We start from the raw sequence: 19,436 nt of genomic DNA on the forward strand, positions 1-19,436 counted from the left end.
TTCTGACATACGGATATCGAAGCAGGGGCCACCGACGGCCGGGTCGGAACCACGGGCTGATCGGGGACAACGTCGTCAGAACCAGAGTGTGGAGGAGACCCGCTCCCGGATGTCTCGGCGATGGTGGGTCTCGATACGCCGCCGGAGGCGGCTACTCGACCAGCATGCACGGGCCGCCGGAGGCGGCTACTCGGCCGGCATGGAGGGGCCGCTGCTCGACCGGCGTGAACGCGCCCTGTCGAGCGCTCGGCCGGCACGACGCGCCGAGCCTCTAGCGTTGGCGTGTGCCCCTCCGACTGCCGTGCCCCCGCCCGTGAGCGCGCTCGTCGCGCGGCTCGAGCGGCGGCAGGTCGCCGTGTACCTCGGCGCGATCGCCGCCGGCGCCGTGCTCGGGCTGCTGCTGCCCGCCGCGCGGCACCTGGAGGGCGCGATCGAGCCGGTGCTCGGGCTGCTGCTGTTCGCGACGTTCCTCGGCGTCCCGTTCGCGGCGCTCGGCCGCGCGCTGCGCGACGTCCGCTTCCTCGCCGCGGTCGGCGTCCTGAACTTCGTCGTCGTCCCGGTCGTCGCGTACGGGCTGTCCCGCTTCGTCGCCGAGAGCCCGGCGCTGCTCTTCGGGGTGCTGCTCGTGCTGCTGACGCCCTGCATCGACTACGTGATCGTCTTCGCCGGCCTCGCGGGCGGCGCGTCCGACCGGCTGCTCGCGGCGGCACCGCTGCTGATGCTCGCGCAGCTCCTGCTCCTCCCTCTCTACCTCCTCCTGTTCCTCGGGCCGGGGGGCGTCGCCGTGGTCGAGGTGGCCCCGTTCGCGCGGGCGCTTCTGCTGCTGATCGTGCTGCCGCTCACCGCCGCCGCACTCGTGCAGGCGCTGGGCCGCCGGCATCGCGCGGGGCGGGTCGTCGAATCGACGATGCTCGGCCTGATGGTGCCGCTGATGGCGGCGACCCTCCTCATCGTCGTCGCCTCGCAGATCGGCGCCGTCGGTGCCGCCGCGGGCAGACTGCTCGTTCTCGTCCCCCTCTACGCCGCGTTCCTCGCGGTGATGGTCGCGGCCGGACTCGGCGTCGCCCGGCTCGTCCGCCTCGACGTCCCCTCGTCCCGCGCGCTGGTGTTCAGCGGCGCCACCCGCAACTCCCTCGTGGTGCTGCCGCTCGCACTCGCGCTCCCCGCGCCGCTGGCACTCGCGCCCGTGGTCGTCGTGACGCAGACCCTGGTCGAGCTGATCGGCATGGTCGTGCTGGTGCGGCTGGTCCCACGCCTCGTCCCTCACCCCTCCACCCTCGACGCGCCCACCCCCGAGTAGGGCCCGGCGCCCGGATCCGCTTCCCCGGCGGTGCCGCCCCGATCTACGCTCGGCCCTGACCCCCGCCGAGAGGACCCCGCCGTGCCCGACCCGACCGCTCCCCCCGCGCCGCTCGCGCGCCGCACCCTCGTCGGAGCGGCCTGGGCCGCTCCCGTGATCGCGCTCGCCGTCTCCGCACCGTCCGCCGCGGCCAGCGGCACGCTCCCTGCGCTCGGCGCTCGCGCCGAAGGTCCCGCGGAGGACGTCGCGTCGGCCTCGACGGCGTACCGCGTCTATGCGACCAACACCGGCTCCGCCCCGCTCGAGGGTGGCTCCGTGATCGTCGTCCTCCAGGATCCGGGAAACGGCTACTCGTTCGCCGGCTTCAACGGACAGCAGTGGAGCTACGCCGACGGCTTCCCGGAGGGACGCATCGCCCTCCGCTACGACCCCGCGCTCGCGGCGGGCGAGGAGTCCGGCATCCTGCTGCTGCTGATCGCCAGCGACGATCGCACGCAGAGTCCGGTCCCCGTGGCGGACCTGGTCATCACCGCGCCGGGTTTCGACGTCGCGGTGCTGTCGCTCACGGTCCCGTACTGATCCGCCGCCGAACCTCCGACGTGTGAGCGCCCCGGGGCGACGATTGTCATCGATTGCACAAGATGAGGATTTTCTAATTCGGGGCAATCTTCATCAATCTTCGGCGATCGACCCGCTTCCCGTCAGTCGCCCGTGCAGTCAGTTGCCCGTGCAGAACACCCGGTCGGACCTGACCGACGCCGTGCTCTTCGCGCCGGTGCCGACGGAGCCCTCGGGGAGGGTCGTCGTCGCGTTGAGGGTGAAGGCGCTGGTGACCGAGAGGGTGGTGCGCAGGCCCAGGGTGGAGCCTGCGAGCAGCGGACCGGTGAGGGTGACGAAGCGGGTGGTGCTGCTCGGGGAAGTGATCGTCGCGATGCTCGGGGTGGCCGTGAACACGCCGATGTTCGCGACGCCGCTGCCGACGATGGTGATCGTGGTCCCGACCGGCAGGTCGGCGGAGCCTGCGGTGAGCGTGAAGCCGGGGCCGAGGATCCCGGGACTGCCGCAGGTGCCGTTCAGGACGAAGGCTCCCACGTCGAGGCCGGACGCGGCGGCCGCGGGGGTGCCGACGGCGACGGCCACGACGGGCACGGTCCAGGCGGCGGCGGTGGTGACCGCCCGGCGGGAGATGCCGCGGGGGTCGGGGCGGCGGGCGGGGCGGTCGGCGGAGGTGCGGACGTCGATCATGGCGGCCTCTCGTGCGGCGGGGGAGGGGCTCCCGGGGGAAGAAGGCCCACGAGGGATCCTGGCAGGCGGCACGCCCTGCCGCGCAGTGCCGGCGCGCCCCCCGAGTGGGGCGGCGACGACTCCGACCCGGACTAGCGCGGCTCGGTCGTCGCGGACTCCGCGCCGAGGAGGACGCGGAACATCCGGTCCAGCGGCTCGCGGAGATCCTCGTCGGCGGCGGAGGCGATCGGCTCCACGGCGGCGGAGGTGCGCATCACGGTGACGCCCATCATCGTCGCGATGGCGAGCTGGGCTCGGACCAGCACCGGGGCGGTCCGCGGGTCGTCCGGGCGCCAGCCGGCCGCGACGGCGAGCCGGCGGGTGAACTCCTCGAGGGTCTCCCGGCGGATCCGGTCCGCGGTCGCGTCGCCGGAGGAGCGCAGCAGGAGGAGGAGCTGCAGCGGGTCGTCGTTGTTCGGCGCGCGGAGGACGTGGCCGATCAGCCGCTGGACGATCGCGTCGAGATCCGCGGGTCCGCCGGGGGTCTCGGACTCCAGCTCGTCCGAGGTGCGGCGCATGCACGCCTCGAAGAGACCGTCCTTGGAGACGAAGTAGCGGTTGATCAGGGCCACGTTCACTCCGGCGTCGGCGGCGATGTGCCGCACCGTGGTCGCGCGGTAGCCGTCGGTCGCGAACCGGCGCCGCGCGGCCCGGATCAGCGCGCGCTTGGTCGCCTCCGCGTCCCGGCCCGGGCGGACGAGCTCGTCGTCGGCGTCGCCGCCGGAGACCGCCGTGACGACGTCCTCGCTGTCAGTGCTCATGTCCCACTCCCGTCGACCAACCTAGCCGAGGACAAGTAAACACGTGTTGACAGGCGCACCGCGCTGGCTACACTCGACAAGTAAGCACCTGTTTACACGCCGCTCACACGCCGCACACCAGCCGAGGAGACGCATGTCCACCACCAGCCAGCCCGCCGCGACGGGCTCGGTGCCGACCGGAGTCCCGCCCGAGAGCGCTGCGCCGCAGCGGAAGCCGCGCGGCACCGCGATCGTGCTCTACCTCTCGCTCGGCGGTCTCTCGTTCGCCGTCCTGCAGTCGCTGGTCGCCCCCGCCCTGGGCACGATCGGGCAGGACCTCGGCGTGGCCACGAGCGACGCGAGCTGGGTGCTGACGGCCTACCTGCTCTCCGCCTCGGTGCTCACGCCGATCCTCGGTCGCCTCGGCGACATGGTCGGCAAGCGCAAGGTGCTGATCGTGGTGCTGTCGCTGCTGCTGGTCGGCACGGTCGTCGCCGCGATCGCGCCGAACCTCGGCGTCCTCATCGTCGGACGCGTCCTGCAGGGCGCGGCCGGTGCGGTGATGCCGCTGTCGATCGGCATCGTCCGTGATGAGCTGCCCCGGGAGCGCGTCAGCGTCACCATCGGGCTGCTGTCCGCCATCTTCGGCATCGGCGCCGGAGTCGGCATCGTCGCCGCCGGCCCGATCGTCGAGGCGCTCTCCTGGCACTGGCTGTTCTGGCTGCCCGCCGTGCTGGTCGCCGTCGCCCTCCTCGGAGCGGTCTTCGGGATGCCGGAGTCGCCCGTGCGCACGCCGGGCAAGCTGGACCTCGTCGGCACGACGATCCTCTCGATCGGCCTGGTCGCGCTCCTCCTCGCCATCAGCGAGGGCCAGAACTGGGGCTGGGGCGACGCGAAGACGATCGGCCTGCTCGTGCTCGGCGCGGTCGCCCTCGTCGCTTTCGTGCTGGTCGAGCTGCGCGTCTCCGAGCCGCTGATCGACGTCCGCCTCTTCCGCCACCGCGGGGTGTGGACCGCGCACATCGTCGCGCTCGCCTTCGGCTTCGCGATGTTCGGCACCTTCATCCTCGTGCCGACCCTGCTCCAGCTGCCCACGGTGCTGGGCTACGGCTTCGGCAAGTCGGTCAGCGAGGCGGGTCTGTTCCTGCTGCCGACGGTCGTCGCCATGGTCGTCTCCGGCGTCGTCGCGGGGGCGATGATCCGCCGCGTCGGGCCGAAGATCCCGATGATCACCGGCGGCGTCGCCGTCGCGATCGCGTTCGTCCTCCCCGCTCTCGGACACGGCGAGGAGTGGCAGATCCTCGTCTCCGGCGTGCTCACCGGCATCGGCATCGGCATGGCCCTCGCGGCCACCTCGAACGCGATCGTCGAGAGCGTGCCCGCCGCCCAGACCGGCGAGGCCATCAGCGCGAACACCGTCCTGCGCACCATCGGCAGCAGCATCGGCACCGCGGTCATCGCCGCGCTGATCTCCTCCAGCGTCACCCCGCAGGGCGCCCCGACGGACGAGGCGTTCACCGTCGGCTTCTGGGCCTCGGCCGGAGTCGGAGCGCTCGCGATCGTCGCCGCGCTGCTCGCGCCGTCCCTGCGCGCGCGACGCCGCGAGGCCGCGGCCGCCGGTGTGGACGACATCGAGGAGCTCGGGACCGCTTCCTGACCGGACCGCGGCCGCTCGGCGCGTCCGCAGGTGCTCGCTCGGGACGCCGGCGGCTGTCGCTGCCGTCCGGGATCTGCGAGGCTGCCCGGATGGCATCGGAGCAGAGCGGCCCGCCGGTCTTCGCGGACCCGCGACGACTCGGTGCGGTCGTCGGCCTGGCCGGCGCGGTCGTCTTCGCGTTCTCGTACTCGCCCGCGGAGCCCGTCGCGATCGTCGCGCGGGTCCTGGTCGGCGCGACGGTCGTCGCCGCACTCTGGTTCCTCTTCGTCCGTCCGCGTCCGCTCGGGCCCTTCGCACCGCCGGGGCCCGCGCGGCTCGCCGTCTACGGAGCCTGCGTGGTCGCCGAGTTCGCGCTCATCGCGGTCGGCAGCCGGGTCCTCGAGTCGGCGGGCCGCGGCGAGCTGCGCCCGGCGCTCATCGCGCTCGTGGTCGGGCTGCACTTCCTCCCGTTCGCGTGGGCGTTCTCCGAGCGGATGTTCGCGCTGCTCGGCGGCGCGCTGGTCGTGCTCGGCGGCCTCGGCCTGCTCCTCGGCAGCGGCGCGGCGGCCGTGCTGGCGGCGGTCGCGTCGGGAGTCGCGATGGCGCTGCTCCTGCTCGTGTACGCCCTCGGCGCGTTCGCGCCGCGGACCCGAGCGCCGCGGAGCTGAGCGCGCCCGTTCCCCGCTGTCTGAGATCCTTCTCATAGACTCGACCGCAGTGCCCGGATGAACGTCTCGCTCCTCCGCTCCGTACCCCCTGTGACGGGCCGCCCGGCCGGTCGGGACAGGAGGCGCCGATGGCACTCGCGGCGCTGACGATGCCGACGACGATCGGGCCGACGACGACCGGGCCGCGGACGACCGGGCCGACGACGACGACGCGACGAGGGGACCGCACCGCGATGACGCAGCCCGACCCGCACCCGGCGCCCGTGCCCGCCGCCGGACCCGCCGCCCCGCCGCTCGATCCCACGCCCGGCGATCCCACGCCCGGCGACCCCACGCCCCTCGACCTCACCGCGGCGTTCGACGAGCACGGATCCGCCCTGCTCGGCTTCGCCGTCAACGCGCTGCGCGACCGCGGTCTCGCCGAGGACTGCGTGCAGGAGACGTTCCTCCGGGCCTGGCGCTCGCGCGAGCGCTACGTCGCGGAGCGCGCGAGCCCGCGCACCTGGCTGTTCGCGATCGCCCGCAACGTGATCGTCGACGCGCACCGCTCCCTGCAGCGGCTGCCGCGGATCGTGCCGGCCGAGGTGCTCGACGACGTCCCCGGCGACGACGTCGATCCGCTCGAGCCGCTGATGATGGTCGAGGCGCTGGCCCGGCTCTCGCCCGAGCACCGGCAGGTGATCGTCGCGATCCACCTCCGCGGCGGGAGCTACGCCGAGGTCTCCGCGGCGACCGGAGTCGCGGTCGCGACGCTCCGGACCCGCACGTTCTACGCTCTCAAGGCGCTCCGCACGCATCTCGCGGCGCCCGACCCGACTCCGGAGGACCGATCGTGACCAGCAGTGGCGGACCCGGCGACGGCGGACCCGGCGACGGCGGCCCGGACGAGGGCGGCCGTCGCGAGGAACTGATCGCCGCGGCCCTCGCCGGCGAGCTGTCGGCCGAGGAGGCCGCCGAGCTCGACCGGCTGCGAACGGAGGATCCGAGCGTGGACGAGGAGCTGGCCTCCTTCGGCGCCGTGCTGTCCGGGCTGGGCGGCGTCGGCCGCTGGGAGGAGCCGGAGCCCTCGGCGGACCTGCGCACGCGGGTGGCGGCGCTCGCCGGCCCGGCGCTGACGGCGGTCCCGAGGGCCCGGGGCGAGGAAACGCGGGATGCGTCGGACCGGCCCGCGCGGGGGCGCCGGATCGCGCTGGGCGTGACCGCCGCGGCCGCCTGCGTCGCGCTCGGCGCCGTCGGCGGTCTCGCACTGCAGGCGCTCGGCGACCGACCGCCCCAGGGCGGGCCGGGCACGCTCGGCGCCGTCGAGCCGATCGCGTTCGCCGAGGACCCGGCCCTCGACATCGACGCCGAGCTCGTCGCGCACACCTGGGGCACCGAGACGATCCTGCGCGGCAGCGGCTTCGCCGTCGGCGAGAGCTACGAGGTCGTCCTGGTCACGGCGACGGGCGTGCGGCTGCCCTCGGGCTCGTTCCTCGGCAGCACCGCCGAGCTCGACTGCGCCATGAACGCGGCCGTCCTGCGCGCCTCCGTCGCCTCGATCGAGATCACCGACGAGAGCGGCGGAGCCGTCGCGGTCGCCGAGCTGCCGGTCGTCGAGAGCTGACGATCGTCGGCGACCGATCGGCGGCTCAGCGCCGCGGCGCCGGCACGAGCCGGGTCAGCCGGCCGATCAGCCACTCCAGCGGTCCGATGCCGACGAAGCGCCACCACAGGACCGCGACCGCCCATACTCCCAGCACCAGGAGGAGGGCGGCGCCGGGGGTGTCGGCGACGTAGCCGAGGCCCCGGGCCGCGAAGGCGGCGACGACCGCCACCTGCAGCACGTACACCGAGAGCGCGAGCGATCCGACGGCGCGGAACGGCGTGAGCACCGCCGTGATCACCGTGCTCGCCGGCCGCCGCCGGACCGTCGCGAGCAGCACGACGGCGACGTAGGCGGCGAGCACCAGGCCGAGGTCGTGGAGCGTGTCCGGGTGGCTGCCCGACACGGACTCGAGGCCGATCAGCCGCTCGAGCGCGGGCCGGACCGGGTACGCCAGCACGGCGACGACGGCCAGCACGGCGAGCAGTCGGTCGCGCCGGAAGCCGTGCCGCAGCAGCAGCGCGCCGAGCAGGAGGAAGGGGAGCAGATTCGTCAGCCGGTAGTGCGGATCGACGAAGCTCCACTGCAGCAGGAATCCGATGGGCGTCCGCGCGTAGAGCGCAGTCGGGTCGGCACCGGCGGCGACCGCCGCGTTCAGCGGGGCGCCCGCCACGAGGACAACGGCGGCGACGACCGCGACGAGGCGGCTGCGCAGGAGCAGGATCGGCGTTCCGAGCGCGAGCGTGAGCCCGAGGTGCGGCAGCACGATCGCGATCCAGCTGCCCCAGCCGCCCAGCCAGACGCCGAGCGCGACCAGCACGGCACCGCGGATCAGGTTCTGGACGACGACGCGCCCGCCGGAGGCTCCGGGCCGCGCGAGGACCAGCGCCGCCGACATCCCCATCACCAGGGCGAACAGCGGCGACGCGAGGTCGTTGATGGTGCCCGCCGCGAAGCCGACCGCCCCGCCGCGCAGGCTCGGGACGAGCGGCATCGCGTGCGCGATCAGCATCGCCACGATGGCGACCCCGCGCAGGACGTCGGGCACGAGGACCCGGTCCGGCTGCAGCCGGGGGGCGGTCGGGGCGGCGCGCGAGACGGTCGTGGTCGCATCCATGGGGGAGAGGCTACGGCGTGGCCGTCCGCGCCCGCGCGCCGTCGCGCGCCGGGGCGCCCCCACCTCGCGCCACACGAGCCTTCGCTGTCCGTGGCGTCCGCGCCCGTGCCGCGGTCCGCGCACGGAACCGGTCTCGGCTCGTCGGCTCCGGGCGTTGCAGGGTCACCGTGGACGCCGTACCGTAGGAGTCGCCCTCCGTTACGACGGAACGGGAAGAAGACCTTGGAACCCCAGCCGGACGACTGGATCCAGGGTCTTTCGCTTGTCAGGGTGCCTTCCGCTCGTCAGGGCCCGGAGTCGATCGCGACGAGTGACTCCGGCGTGCGACTCTCGATGATCAGCGTCGTCCGCAGCTCGTCGAGATGTCTGTGGTCCCCGAGACGGGCCGAGTTGATCGCTCCCAGAACAGCGTCGGCGATCCAGAGCAGAGGCTCGTCACCGCCGCGACGATGCGCGATGCGCAGGCGACGATCCATTCCCTGCGCTTGAAGACCGACGATGTGGGCACGGTCGTCTCGGTCCTGAGCAGTGGATCGGCACTCGAGCGCCAGATCGAAGACCTCGAGCCCGATGAGCTCGTGGTACAGCATCTCGAGGCATTTCCGCCGATACCGCTCGACGCGGCGGCGCCGGAGATCGCGGTGGGAGACGACGATGTTCATCGGTCCGAGCTCGACGATGCGAGAGACGATGACGCGGCGACGTCGCTCGCTCTCGCCCGTCCAGTGGAGCTTGATCTGTCCGGGCAGGAGGAGCGGGCGCAGCAGGTCGCGCGCATCCTAGCAGGAGTCGTCGGTCAGAAGAGCTGCGCAGACGAGGTACTCCTGATGCCCGCTGCCACGGTCGGCCGACGACTCGTCGAGAAAGGCGCGAAAGGATGCCGCCATCAGCTCTCCCTTCTTCGCGCTCGGCCCCGCACGGGCCGCGTCGGTACTCGTCGACCTGGTGCTGACACGCGACGAGGTCGGCAGCGATCCGAACAGTAGCGGGAGCACCGCGCTCCTGCTGCTGACCGGGCGAGCAGTATCGGTTCCGGCCGCGATTCGTCGTGTCTCCGGCTCGTGAAACGCGGTCGGGCTCGTCGGATTCGACGGTTTCCGCGTGCCGGGGCGGTTCCTGCGAGCCCGGGCCGAGCGCGCGCGCCGGGCGGGCGCGGGCGGCATGCTGGAGGGATGACCGACGCCACCACGCCCGCCGCGCCGTCCGAGCGCCGCGCCCGTCCGCCCCGCCCGCAGCTCGTGCTGACCGTGCTGCGCACCGAGCGGCTCACCGAGCACTTCGTGCGCGTGCACCTCGGCGGCGAGGGCTTCGACGCCTTCGTCGAGGCCGCGGATCCCGAGAGGCTCGCCGCGACCGACCGCTACGTCAAGCTGCTGCTCGCCCCGCCCGGCGTCGCGCTCGAGCCGCCGCACGACCTCGACGCCCTGCGCGCCCGCCTCGCCCCCGAGGAGCTCCCGGTGCGCCGGACCTACACGATCCGCTCCGTCGACCTCGAGGCGCGCAGCCTCGCGATCGACTTCGTCCTGCACGGCGACGAGGGAGTGGCCGGACCCTGGGCCGCCTCCGCGCGCCCCGGCGACCGCCTCGAGATGTCGGCCCCCGGCGGCGCCTGGGCGCCCCGCGCCGACGCCGCGAACCTCCTGCTCGGCGACGAGTCGGCGCTGCCGGCGATCGCGGCGGCCCTGGAGGCGATGCCCGCCCAGGCCCGCGGCACCGCGCTCATCGAGGTGCACGGCGCCGAGGACGAGCTGCCGCTGACCGTCCCCGCGGGCGTCGAGGTGCGCTGGCTGCACCGCGGCGACGAGGAGGCGGGGCACGCGCTGACCGCTGCCGTCGCAGAGCTGACCCGCCCGGCCGGCGCCGTCGAGGTCTTCGCCCACGGCGAGCGGACGGCGATGAAGCGGCTCCGCACGATCCTCCAGGACGACTGGGGTGTCGAGCGCGCGGCGCTCTCGCTCTCGGCCTACTGGGCGCTCGGCCGCGCCGAGGACCGTTTCCAGGCCGAGAAGCGCGAGCCGGTGGGCGCGATCTTCGCCGACTGACGGCGAGTCCGACTGACGGCGACTCCGTCACCTGCGGACGACGAAGGGCCCCTGCACTGCGCAGGGGCCCTTCGACGTTCAGGCGGTCCTCACTCCGGGCGTCAGACCCGCTTCAGGAGGATCGGGGCGCTCGTCGTGGCGTTGCCCGCCGCGTCGACGGCCTTCGCCGTCACCGAGTAGGTGCCCTTCGGGAACACCGCGGTGTTGACCGTGAGGTACCAGTTGCCGTCCGACGCCTGCACGGCGTCGCCCAGCTTGGTGGTGCCGACCCAGTACGTGACTCCGGTCACGGCGGTGTCGTCCGCGGCGGTCGCCATCAGGCTGACGACTCCGGTGACCGACGAGCCGGAGCCCGGCGAGACGATCGCGACGGTCGGCGCCGTGCGGTCGACCGGGGCGGGCGCGGCCGTCGGGGTCGGAGTCGCGGTCGGCGTCGGCGTGGCGGTCGGCGTCGGCGTGGCGGTCGGCGTCGCGGTCGGGGTGGCGGTGGCCGTCGGCGTGGCCGTCGGGGTCGCGGTCGGGGTGGCCGTCGGCGTCGCCGTCGGGGTCGCGGTCGCGGTCGGCGTGGCCGTCGGCGTCGCGGTCGGCGTCGGAGCGGTCACCCCGCCGAACTGGTCGGCGCCGGCGGTGCGGGAGCCCATGACCTGGCCGTCGATGTCGGTGCGGGCCGACGTGGTCGACCCCCAGCCGGCGATCTGGGTCCCGGTCGCGGACAGCACGTGCAGGTCGCCGGTGGCCACCGAGGCGAGCGCCGGAGCGCCCTGGATGTTGCCCTGCTGGTTGAGCAGCGACGGCGTCTTGCAGAGCTTGGTGTTCCAGTTCTCGACGATGGTGTTCGTCATCGGGCTGGTGCAGGAGGAGAGGTAGCTGACGATGTTGCGGTCGAAGACCGTGTTCTTCGCCCCGCCGACCCGCAGTGCGCCCGACTCGAAGGTGTTGTTGCGGATGTAGATGCCGTCGGCCGAGGCCTCCCGGAAGTCCGCGGACGAGCCGCCGCGGCAGTCGCTGGTGATCACGATGCAGCCGGAGACGAAGTTCGACTCCACGGTGATGTCGCTCATGCCGTCGCCGCCGCCGGGGGAGAAGATGATGCCCGCGTTGTAGCAGTTCATCAGCGTGTTCCCGCGAAGGGTGACGTCGTTGCTCTCGAACACCTGGATGCAGTCGGCGTGCAGGCCGTTGTCGATGTTCTGGTCGAAGTTGCGGACCAGGTTGTTCTCGATCAGCCCGTTGTCGGTGCCGCCGACCTGGATGCCGTCGATCGACGAGCCGTTCTCGAAGAGCGAGTCGCGGACGACGACGTTCGCGCTGCGCACGAAGATGCCGGCGCCGTCGATGTGCATCCGGTTCACCGTGATGCCGGAGCCGTAGGTGTAGAAGGTGCTCTTGGAGAAGATGTCGTTCCACACGGTGTTGGGCGTGTAGACCTTCGTCGAGCCGAGCACGGGCGAGGCGCCCGGGGCCGGCTGGACGACGACGGGAGCGGCGACGGTCGCCTTCCCGCCCTTGAGGGTGGTCGTCGGGTAGGTGCCGGCGGTGAGCAGCACGGTGTCGCCGGCGGCGGCGTTCTGGACGGCGGTGGTCAGGGCGCAGGGAGCGGCTGCGGAGCAGGCCGTTCCCGTGCCGTTGGGCGAGGCGTAGCGGTTCGCCGCCGCGAAGCTGGGCGCGGCCGCGAAGAACGCGGCGATCACGACCAGCAGAGCGGCGAGAGTCGCGCTGAGCGTTCGAGTCATGGGCGTGGTGTCCAATCGGGGAAGGTGTGAGCGGGGACTCGGGGCTGGGAGAGGAGGAGGGAGAAGACGAGGGGAGGCCGCACCGGGCCTCGGCGGTGCGCGCCGGCCGAAGGGGGGACGACTCCGTACACTGGGCGCGGCGGGAGCGTCCCCGGCGGACGGGCAGCACCGCTGCCTCTGCCGCCGAGATCCCGCCCGGACGGACGGATGCGGCGACGGGCCGCCTCCGCCATCGATGAGCACGGCTCCACGACGGGGCCGGGAACGGAATCGCTGTGAGCGGAGTAGGTTCGCGAGTCCGGACGGTGCTGGGCGGGCTGCGCAAGCGCACCGCCCCGCTGCTGAAGAGCCCGGCGGTGCTCTCGCTCGGCGCGCGCGGCGTCTTCCTCGACGCTCCGCGCCTGCGCAGCGCCCGCCGCTCCGGCGGGGCCCGCGGAGCCAGTGGTGCTCAGGGCCGCGCGATCCTGATCGCGCCCCCCGGCGCCGGCAACATCGGCGACGCCGCGCTGGTCGGCGCGTTCCTGGAGAACGTGGCCGGGCCGATCACCGTGATCACCCGCTACAAGGGCGACTTCCGCATCCCGGCCGAGCAGGCCGACCGCGTCGAGATCGTCTCGCTGGGCACCCTGCTCTACGGCGGCCTGCCGAGCTTCGTCCGCGACCTGCGCCGCTTCCGGGCCATGCTGCCCGGTGCCGCGTCGGTCTCGATCGTCGGCGCCGACATCATGGACGGCGCCTACAACTTCCGCGCCTCGACGAGCCGCGCGCTCGTCGCCCGCAGCGCCGCGTCGGCCGGAGTGGACACCCGCGTCCTCGGCTTCAGCTGGAACGGCAAGGCGCACCCCGGTGCCCTCGCGCAGCTCCGCGACGCGGACCGCGCCGGCACGACCCTCTTCCTCCGCGACCCGCTCTCCGTCGAGCGCGCCCGCCGCGACGGCCTGGACGCGAAGGCCTCGGCGGACATCGTCTTCTCGGCGCGCTCCGTCGACCAGGGCCGCGCGAGCACCGAGCTCGCCGCGCTGGACACGACCGGCGGCATCGCGATCGTCAACGTCTCCGGCCTGATCGACACCGACCAGACCGGCGCCTACGTGGAGATCATCGGCGGCCTGCGCGCACGCGGCCTCGCGGTCGTGCTGCTCCCGCACGTCATCAAGCACGGACCGGACGACCTCGCGGCCTGCCGCAAGGTCTACGCGGCCCTGCCGGACACGACCGGCGTCGCCTTCGTCGAGGACGTCCTCACCCCGGCGGAGGTGCGCGGCTTCACCGAGCGCGCGACCGTCACCGTCACCGGCCGGATGCACCTGGCGATCATGTCCCTGATGAAGGGCGTCCCCGCGATCACGCTCGCCACCCAGGGCAAGGTCGAGGGCCTGATGGCGATGTTCGAGCTGCCCTACCTCTGCGTCGAGCCGGGTGCCGGTCTCGCCGGCCGCGTGGGCGACGCCCTCGAGCGCGTCCTCTCCGACCGCGACAGCGTCTCGGCCGACATCCTCGCGAAGCTGCCCGCCGTGCAGGAGCTCAGCGCCGCGAACTTCGCCGGCCTGCCGCGCGCCTGAGCGGCGCGGGCGGGCTGTCGCGGGGGTCGTCGGCACGGGCGTCCTTCCGGGCGTCGAGGGCGGAGGAGCGGCTCATGCCCTGACCGCGGCACTGCGGTGGGGGGAGTCGCTCGAGAGGTCGGCCGGAGGAGTCCGGCGCGTCTGCTGCGACCCTAGGCGGGGCGTTCGAACGCCCGTTCGCAATGAACCTTCCTCCGGACGGGGGTTCCCGTTCAGGGGGCGCACTCCGGCTCGACGCGCCGCCGGTCCGTCCGATCCCGCCCCGGACGGGTGCCACGGGCCCCCGGTGCTGCCCCGAGCGCGAAGACGCGTTCGGCTCGCGGAACCGCATCGGGCTCGCGGAACTGTCCGGATCCGGTGTGCCGAGGCGGGTTCTGCGTGCCGGAGGGGGTTCCATGAGCCGAGGATGCGCGCCGTCGGTCCCGTCGCCGTCAGACCGAGCGCCGTCAGACCAGGCGCCTGCCGCTGAAGCGGTCGATCGGGGCGTCGCGGCGCATCGCCCGCTCGTACATGCGGTGGAACGGCTCGGTCAGCACGCCGTTGGAGCGGTCGAGGGCGTCCTGCCAGGCGACGATGTCGCCGAGCTGCGCCGCCAGGTCGGCCCGCAGCGCCGCCTCGTCCACGGTCGTCGACTCGCCGCCCGCGACGACGACCCGCCCGGCGACGATCACGGTGTCGATGGACGAGCCGTTCTCGGAGTAGACGAGCTGGTTCTCCAGGCGCTGGCGCGGGGTGAACGCGAGCGTCTCGAGGTCGAAGAGCACGAGGTCGGCCTGCTTGCCCACCTCGATGCTGCCGGTGACGTCGCCGAGCACGGCGCTGCGCGCACCGCCGATCGTGCCCGCGGTCAGCACCTCGGCCACCGTCGGCCACGTCGACAGGTCCGGATCGGTCACCTTGTGCAGCAGCGCCGCGGCCTTGATCACGTCGAGCATCCGCGGGGAGTCGCTGCTCGAGCAGCCGTCGGTGCCGAGCACGAGGTTCACCCCCGCGTCGTGCAGCGCGCGCCACGGCGCGATGCCCGAGCCGAGCTTGAGGTTCGAGATCGGGTTGTGCGAGACGGAGGTGCCCGCCGCCGCGATCGACGCCATGTCGGAGTCGGTCAGCCAGATCCCGTGCGCGAAGGTCGTGTTCGCGGAGAGGGCGCCGATCCCGGCCATGTACTCGACCAGCGTCGAGCCGTGGAGCTCCTCCCCGGTCACCAGCTGCGTCTTGGTCTCGAGGACGTGGATGTGGCACTCCGCGTCGTGCTCGAGCGCCAGCTCCGTCGCGCCGACCAGCAGATCGGCGCCCACGCGCTGCGGGGCCGAGGGCGCGACCATGTAGCGCAGCCGTCCGCCGCCCCGCCCGTGCTGGGTGGCGAAGGCGGTGCGACTGAAGTCGAGGTAGCCCTCGGTGGTCGGTCGCGCCGCCCCGCGGACCGAGTCGAGCAGCTCGGCCGGCAGGTACTCCTCGAGGAACGGCATGGTCTCGAAGAAGGGCTTGCTGATCACGTGCCCGGAGATGTTCGCCCGGATGCCGATCTCGTCGTAGGCGTCGAACACCGCCGCCAGCTGCGCCGCGTCCTGGTCCGGGTTCTCGAGCACGTCGTCGACGAGCGTCGTGACGCCCGCCTTCAGCGACTCGAGTGCGAACAGCGACGAGCGCAGCCGGATCAGGTCCGGAGCGACGCGGCTGTCGCCGAGGATCGGGTACGACAGCAGCATCCACAGCTCGAGCGGCAGGTTGTCGTAGCGCCCCTTGTAGAGGTACTCCCACGAGTGGGTGTGCGCGTTGACGAAGCCCGGTGTCACGAGGCGGTCGCGCCCGTCGAGGACCTCGTCGCCCGGCTCGGGCTCGAGCCCCGGTCCGATCGCCGTGATCACGTCGTCGACGATCCGGATGCTCGCCGTGATCGGGACGGCGCCCGAGACGGCGTCCATGGTGATGACGGCGGCGTCGGTGATGAGGAGGGGCATGGCGGTTCCGTTCGTGATGCGGTGGTGCAGGAGCAGGGTGGTGCGGGAGCGGGTGGTGCGGGAGAAGAGGAGCGGGAGTGACGGGGCCGGCTACCCGAGGACGGGCTCGGACTCGCGCGCGGCCGGCTCCAGGGCCTCGCGCTTCCGCACCCAGGACGCGGCGTCGCCGCGGCCGAGCAGCAGATAGGCGAGCCCCGCCGAGACGCCGCCGGCGAGCCAGGAGACGTCGACGCCGCCGAGCGCGGTCGCGGCCGGTCCCTGCAGCGCCGGCACCGAGCCGTTCATGAACAGCCAGGTCAGCGTCGCGCCGATCGCGAAGGAGAGCAGCGCGCGCCAGCGCACGTCCGGCAGCAGCGGCGAGCCGACCGGGGCGAAGAGGTGCCCGAACGAGCGCACCCGCGGCTCGAACACCGTGTAGTGCACCAGGACGATCGCGCCCCACGGCGCGACCCAGCCGACCAGTCCCACCAGCCAGGCGTCCAGCGTCGTCGCCAGATCGTCCTGGAAGACGAAGAACACGGACGCGGCGAAGGCGAGCACTCCGACGATCAGGCTGAGCGCGCGGCGGCCCAGGCGGATGTCGAGCGCCTGGGTGGCCATCCCGAACGAGTAGATGTTGAGCACGTTCGTCGCGATCGGCCCGTGCACCACGAGCAGCAGCACCGGGATCGCGAGGGCGCCGAAGTTCTCCACGATCAGCTGGCCCGGGTCGACCGAGCCGTTCTTCGTGGCGAGCGTCGCGCCGAGCACGCCCAGCCAGACGACGGGGACGAACTGGCCGAGCACGCTGGCGAAGTAGAGCTTCCGGCGCGAGGCGCGGGGGCTGACGAAGCGCGAGTAGTCGCCCGCGTAGGCGAGCCAGGTGAGGCCCCAGCCGATGCCGATCGCGGTCATCACGATCGACATCGCCGCGATCCGGTCGCCGCCGGTGAGGGCGCCCTCGGCCGGGCCGGCGTAGGACCAGTCGATGTCGAGGAAGAACCAGGCGACGATCGACATCACGGCCAGCACCAGCAGGGTCGGCGGCACGGTCCAGCGCTCGAAGGCGGCGATGGCCCGGTAGCCGAGGAACGAGATCGCGACCTGGATCGCCATGATCACCGCGGCGACCGCGACCTTCCAGCCGATGTTCGCCGCCTCCGGGTCGACGAGGCCGACGGAGCCGAGCAGCGCGATCACCAGGTCGAGCACGATCCAGGTGTTGATCGCGCACCAGCCGATCACGACGACGGCCTGGATCACGGCGGGTGCGTAGTTGCCGCGCCGCCCGAAGACGGCCCGGCCGACGAGCATCCCGGTCGCGCCGGTGCGCTGGCCGAGCAGCACGAAGAAGCCGAAGACGGCCATGCCGACGACGTTGCCGAGCGCGAGGACGGTGATCGTGTCCCAGAGGCCGAGGCCCATGTTCACGCCCAGCGCGCCGAGGACCCAGTTGATCGGGGCGATGTTGGCGCCCGCCCAGATCCAGAACTGGCCGTCGAGGCGCGCGTTGCGACGGCTCTCGGGGAGCGGGGTCAGCGCGTCCTCGGTGTCGGTCGGGCCGTGCAGGGTGTCGGAGCTCATGGGTGGATCCTCTCGAAGCGTGAGGTGGAGCGGGGAGTCGGAGCGGGGAACGGTGGACGGCGCCGCGGCAGAGCGGGCTGTGGAGGAGCGCGGCGGGTCGGGCTCCACCCTCCCGGCGGGCGGTTTCGGCGGCCGCCTCGCCGTGTAAATTCGCCGTGACGCGAGAGGACGTTCTGCATGGTGATCCCGCTGTCCGAGGCGCTTCTCGACCCGCTGCTCGCGGCCGCCGGACCGGTCGTGGTCGCCGGCGGGGAGGCCGCCGCGCGGGTGCCGATCCGCTGGGCGCACGCCAGCGAGCAGCTCGACGTCGCGCCGCTGCTCCTGGGCGGCGAGCTGCTGCTGATGGAGGGCGTGAACCTCTCCTCGGACCAGGATCCCCAGGAGTGCCGTCGCTATGTGGAGTCCCTGGTCACGGCGGGGATCGGCGCCCTGGCCGTCGAGCTGTCCGAGCGGCTGCCGAGCGTCCCGGCCCCGCTCGTCGCCGCTGCCGACGATCTCGGGCTCGCCGTGCTCGCGCTGCCCCGGCGGGTGCCGTTCGTGCAGGTCTGCGAGAGCATCAACACCCGGCTCACCGAGCAGAAGTTCCGGAGCCTGCGGGTGGCGGACAGAGTGTCCGGACTTCTCGGCGAGGCGGCGGCCGCGGATGCCGGGATCGACGAGCTGCTGAAGGTCGTCGCGAGCGCCACGGGCGCCAGTGCCGCGCTCGTCTCGCCGGCGGGCGAGGAGATCGTGCGCGCCCATCCCGGCCGCGGCGTCGACACCGCGCGCACCGCGGGCGCCTCGTCCGGGGTGCTGCGGGCCGGCGACTCCCTCCTGGGCACGCTCTACCTCCGCGCCCACGACGAGGCCGACCTGCACGGCGTGGCCGTCGCGCTCGACCGCGCGCCGGACGTGCTGGCGATCGCCCTGCTCCGGCGGCGGCCGCCGACCGCGCGCGAGCGGCTCACCGCCCAGCTCTTCGCGGTCGCGACGGCGCCGTCCGCGCGCCCCGACCCGAGCGCGGAGCTGCAGATCGACGCGCTCCTCGGCCGGCTCGGCGTCGGCGGGCGGGAGTGCTTCCTCGGAGTCTGGGCCGACGTCGGCGACGACGAGCGCACCCTCCGTGCGGTCCGCGCCGCGCTCGACCGCTCGGTGCGGGGGTCAGCGGACTCCGCGAGCGTGATCTGCGTCGCGGGCGGCGAGCTGCTCGCGCTGCTGGCCTTCCCGGACGCCGCCGCGCGGGAGCGGGCGAGGGCGCTGCTGCTCGGCGAGTGGCCGCCCGCTGCCGGGGCGTCCGCGCTGGTCTGCGTCGGCAGCGGCGCCGACGCGGTGGCGCGGGTGCCGCGCGAGCTCGCGGAGGTGCGCGGTGTGCGGGAGTGGACCCGCGCCGAGAGCGGCGTCGTCGATGCGCGGCTGCACCGGCTCGAGCGCTTCGCCAGCACGCTGCGAGACGACCCCGAGGCGGATGCTCTGGTGGAGGAGGTGCTCGGCCCGCTGCGCCGCGGCCGGCCGGAGCTGCTCGCGACCCTTGAGACGTTCGCGTCGCACTGGGGGAGCAAGACCGCCACCGCGGCCGCCCTCTGCATCGGCCGGCAGACCCTCTACGACCGCCTCGCCCGCATCGAGTCCCTGATCGGCCCGCTCGACGCCTCCTCGGCCCGCACCCGCGTCCTGCTCACCGCCGTCTCCCTGCACCGCGCCCGCGCGGCCCTGCCCCCGGCCGCCCCGCGCTCGACCCGCCCGTTCCCGCCGCCCTCGGACCGCTGACGAAGCGCCCGGTCGAGCCGCTCGCAGAGCCCCAAAGTCGCAGGATCTGGTGATCGAGTAGACCGCCGCATCGGAGTATCGAGAACCGCGGACTCCGTGGGAACATCTCGATGTGCGAACGAGTGCGAGGCCGACGGTGGGGAATAATGACCGCAGCGGAGAAAGGAAAAAGAGACAATGAAGACTCACCTAGTAGATCCTCGCAACGTCGACGGCGAAGTGGATAACCCGGTCTATCGCGTCTACTCCACAGAGGCCGAGACGATCGAGGAGGAGATCCGTTTCATCGAAGCGCGAGATGTCCTGGAGGTGATTGAATGGGCGGAGCGAGATGCTCGTGGTCTTCCGTTCCGACTGTACCTCGAGCACCCGAGCGCCTTCAATTCCGGAAAAGCAACACTCGAGCTTCTCTTCTCGCGGTAAGGGTCGCTTCTACTTACTTCTGACGTAGAGAAAAGTCGACTGGCCCGATCCTGAGATCTCTGTACTCAATGGTGGCGCTCCT

The 19,436-nt window shown here is 73.1% G+C and carries 17 protein-coding genes; 10 read left to right on the top strand and 7 right to left on the bottom strand.

The features are described 5' to 3' along the window. The first annotated feature begins 313 nt into the window (after positions 1–313). Together MT355_RS15735 and MT355_RS15740 are read left to right on the top strand one after the other, a co-directional pair. Positions 314–1,300: a bile acid:sodium symporter gene (locus MT355_RS15735; RefSeq protein WP_243600292.1), complete on the top strand. Its 987-nt coding sequence runs from the start codon at positions 314–316 to the stop codon at positions 1,298–1,300. 81 nt (positions 1,301–1,381) lie between these two features. Beyond that, positions 1,382–1,879 carry a hypothetical protein gene (locus MT355_RS15740; protein WP_243600293.1) on the top strand — a complete coding sequence of 166 codons (498 nt, stop codon included), beginning with the start codon at positions 1,382–1,384 and terminating at the stop codon, positions 1,877–1,879. A gap of 138 nt (positions 1,880–2,017) precedes the next feature. Here MT355_RS15740 and MT355_RS15745 read toward each other — a convergent pair whose 3' ends face one another. Together MT355_RS15745 and MT355_RS15750 are read right to left on the bottom strand one after the other, a co-directional pair. Further along, entirely contained in the window at positions 2,018–2,545 is a 528-nt protein-coding gene (locus tag MT355_RS15745; RefSeq protein ID WP_243600294.1) for a hypothetical protein, read from the bottom strand. Between the two features lie 131 nt (positions 2,546–2,676). Continuing rightward, on the bottom strand, positions 2,677–3,345 hold the full coding sequence (locus MT355_RS15750) for a TetR/AcrR family transcriptional regulator (RefSeq protein ID WP_243600295.1): 669 nt from the start codon (positions 3,343–3,345) through the stop codon (positions 2,677–2,679). Between the two features lie 133 nt (positions 3,346–3,478). Here MT355_RS15750 and MT355_RS15755 point away from each other — a divergent pair, with 133 nt between their 5' ends. The 4 genes from MT355_RS15755 (at position 3,479) to MT355_RS15770 (ending at position 7,231) form a co-directional block, all read left to right on the top strand. After that, complete coding sequence (locus MT355_RS15755; protein WP_243600296.1) at positions 3,479–4,981, top strand: MFS transporter; 1,503 nt, start codon at positions 3,479–3,481, stop codon at positions 4,979–4,981. Between the two features lie 89 nt (positions 4,982–5,070). Continuing rightward, complete coding sequence (locus MT355_RS15760) at positions 5,071–5,628, top strand: hypothetical protein (RefSeq protein ID WP_243600297.1); 558 nt, start codon at positions 5,071–5,073, stop codon at positions 5,626–5,628. 128 nt (positions 5,629–5,756) lie between these two features. Then, positions 5,757–6,464 carry a sigma-70 family RNA polymerase sigma factor gene (locus MT355_RS15765; protein ID WP_243600298.1) on the top strand — a complete coding sequence of 236 codons (708 nt, stop codon included), beginning with the start codon at positions 5,757–5,759 and terminating at the stop codon, positions 6,462–6,464. Then, positions 6,461–7,231 (top strand): hypothetical protein, encoded by a 771-nt coding sequence (locus tag MT355_RS15770; RefSeq protein ID WP_243600299.1) that lies wholly within the window; start codon positions 6,461–6,463, stop codon positions 7,229–7,231. The genes MT355_RS15765 and MT355_RS15770 overlap by 4 nt, the downstream gene beginning before the upstream one ends. Before the next feature lie 25 nt (positions 7,232–7,256). On the opposite strand, the gene MT355_RS15775 is transcribed toward MT355_RS15770, so the two are convergent. Together MT355_RS15775 and MT355_RS15780 are read right to left on the bottom strand one after the other, a co-directional pair. Continuing rightward, on the bottom strand, positions 7,257–8,327 hold the full coding sequence (locus MT355_RS15775; RefSeq protein ID WP_243600300.1) for a DUF418 domain-containing protein: 1,071 nt from the start codon (positions 8,325–8,327) through the stop codon (positions 7,257–7,259). Positions 8,328–8,611: 284 nt separating this feature from the next. Continuing rightward, positions 8,612–8,989 carry a hypothetical protein gene (locus MT355_RS15780; RefSeq protein ID WP_243600301.1) on the bottom strand — a complete coding sequence of 126 codons (378 nt, stop codon included), beginning with the start codon at positions 8,987–8,989 and terminating at the stop codon, positions 8,612–8,614. A gap of 510 nt (positions 8,990–9,499) precedes the next feature. On the opposite strand from MT355_RS15780, the gene MT355_RS15785 reads away from it, so the two are divergent. Beyond that, on the top strand, positions 9,500–10,369 hold the full coding sequence (locus MT355_RS15785) for a siderophore-interacting protein (protein ID WP_243600302.1): 870 nt from the start codon (positions 9,500–9,502) through the stop codon (positions 10,367–10,369). 101 nt (positions 10,370–10,470) lie between these two features. On the opposite strand, the gene MT355_RS15790 is transcribed toward MT355_RS15785, so the two are convergent. Then, positions 10,471–12,102, bottom strand: a complete 1,632-nt coding sequence (locus MT355_RS15790) for an Ig-like domain-containing protein (RefSeq protein WP_243600303.1) — start codon at positions 12,100–12,102, stop codon at positions 10,471–10,473. 275 nt (positions 12,103–12,377) lie between these two features. Here MT355_RS15790 and MT355_RS15795 point away from each other — a divergent pair, with 275 nt between their 5' ends. Then, positions 12,378–13,664, top strand: a complete 1,287-nt coding sequence (locus MT355_RS15795; RefSeq protein ID WP_132435121.1) for a polysaccharide pyruvyl transferase family protein — start codon at positions 12,378–12,380, stop codon at positions 13,662–13,664. Between the two features lie 446 nt (positions 13,665–14,110). Here the strand turns inward: MT355_RS15795 and MT355_RS15800 are convergent, their stop codons facing one another. Next, positions 14,111–15,622, bottom strand: coding sequence for an amidohydrolase family protein (locus tag MT355_RS15800; RefSeq protein ID WP_243600304.1), 1,512 nt, complete (start codon positions 15,620–15,622; stop codon positions 14,111–14,113). 90 nt (positions 15,623–15,712) lie between these two features. Beyond that, complete coding sequence (locus tag MT355_RS15805) at positions 15,713–17,185, bottom strand: cytosine permease (RefSeq protein WP_243600305.1); 1,473 nt, start codon at positions 17,183–17,185, stop codon at positions 15,713–15,715. A 177-nt stretch (positions 17,186–17,362) separates the two neighbouring features. On the opposite strand from MT355_RS15805, the gene MT355_RS15810 reads away from it, so the two are divergent. Then, positions 17,363–18,931 (top strand): PucR family transcriptional regulator, encoded by a 1,569-nt coding sequence (locus tag MT355_RS15810; RefSeq protein ID WP_243600306.1) that lies wholly within the window; start codon positions 17,363–17,365, stop codon positions 18,929–18,931. Positions 18,932–19,108: 177 nt separating this feature from the next. After that, on the top strand, positions 19,109–19,354 hold the full coding sequence (locus MT355_RS15815; protein WP_243600307.1) for a hypothetical protein: 246 nt from the start codon (positions 19,109–19,111) through the stop codon (positions 19,352–19,354). The last annotated feature ends 82 nt before the right edge of the window (positions 19,355–19,436 follow it).

Origin of the sequence: Rathayibacter sp. VKM Ac-2929, assembly GCF_022815495.1 — a bacterium.
GTDB lineage: Bacteria > Actinomycetota > Actinomycetes > Actinomycetales > Microbacteriaceae > Rathayibacter > Rathayibacter festucae.

What these genes read in the sequence shown, in the direction of transcription:
- MT355_RS15745 (WP_243600294.1), bottom strand. Translation starts at nt 2,545, where the DNA reads ATGATCGACGTCCGCACCTCCGCCGACCGCCCCGCCCGCCGCCCCGAC.
- MT355_RS15750 (WP_243600295.1), bottom strand. Translation starts at nt 3,345, where the DNA reads ATGAGCACTGACAGCGAGGACGTCGTCACGGCGGTCTCCGGCGGCGAC.
- MT355_RS15755 (WP_243600296.1), top strand. Translation starts at nt 3,479, where the DNA reads ATGTCCACCACCAGCCAGCCCGCCGCGACGGGCTCGGTGCCGACCGGA.
- MT355_RS15760 (WP_243600297.1), top strand. Translation starts at nt 5,071, where the DNA reads ATGGCATCGGAGCAGAGCGGCCCGCCGGTCTTCGCGGACCCGCGACGA.
- MT355_RS15765 (WP_243600298.1), top strand. Translation starts at nt 5,757, where the DNA reads ATGGCACTCGCGGCGCTGACGATGCCGACGACGATCGGGCCGACGACG.
- MT355_RS15775 (WP_243600300.1), bottom strand. Translation starts at nt 8,327, where the DNA reads ATGGATGCGACCACGACCGTCTCGCGCGCCGCCCCGACCGCCCCCCGG.
- MT355_RS15780 (WP_243600301.1), bottom strand. Translation starts at nt 8,989, where the DNA reads ATGAACATCGTCGTCTCCCACCGCGATCTCCGGCGCCGCCGCGTCGAG.
- MT355_RS15785 (WP_243600302.1), top strand. Translation starts at nt 9,500, where the DNA reads ATGACCGACGCCACCACGCCCGCCGCGCCGTCCGAGCGCCGCGCCCGT.
- MT355_RS15790 (WP_243600303.1), bottom strand. Translation starts at nt 12,102, where the DNA reads ATGACTCGAACGCTCAGCGCGACTCTCGCCGCTCTGCTGGTCGTGATC.
- MT355_RS15800 (WP_243600304.1), bottom strand. Translation starts at nt 15,622, where the DNA reads ATGCCCCTCCTCATCACCGACGCCGCCGTCATCACCATGGACGCCGTC.
- MT355_RS15805 (WP_243600305.1), bottom strand. Translation starts at nt 17,185, where the DNA reads ATGAGCTCCGACACCCTGCACGGCCCGACCGACACCGAGGACGCGCTG.
- MT355_RS15810 (WP_243600306.1), top strand. Translation starts at nt 17,363, where the DNA reads ATGGTGATCCCGCTGTCCGAGGCGCTTCTCGACCCGCTGCTCGCGGCC.
- MT355_RS15815 (WP_243600307.1), top strand. Translation starts at nt 19,109, where the DNA reads ATGAAGACTCACCTAGTAGATCCTCGCAACGTCGACGGCGAAGTGGAT.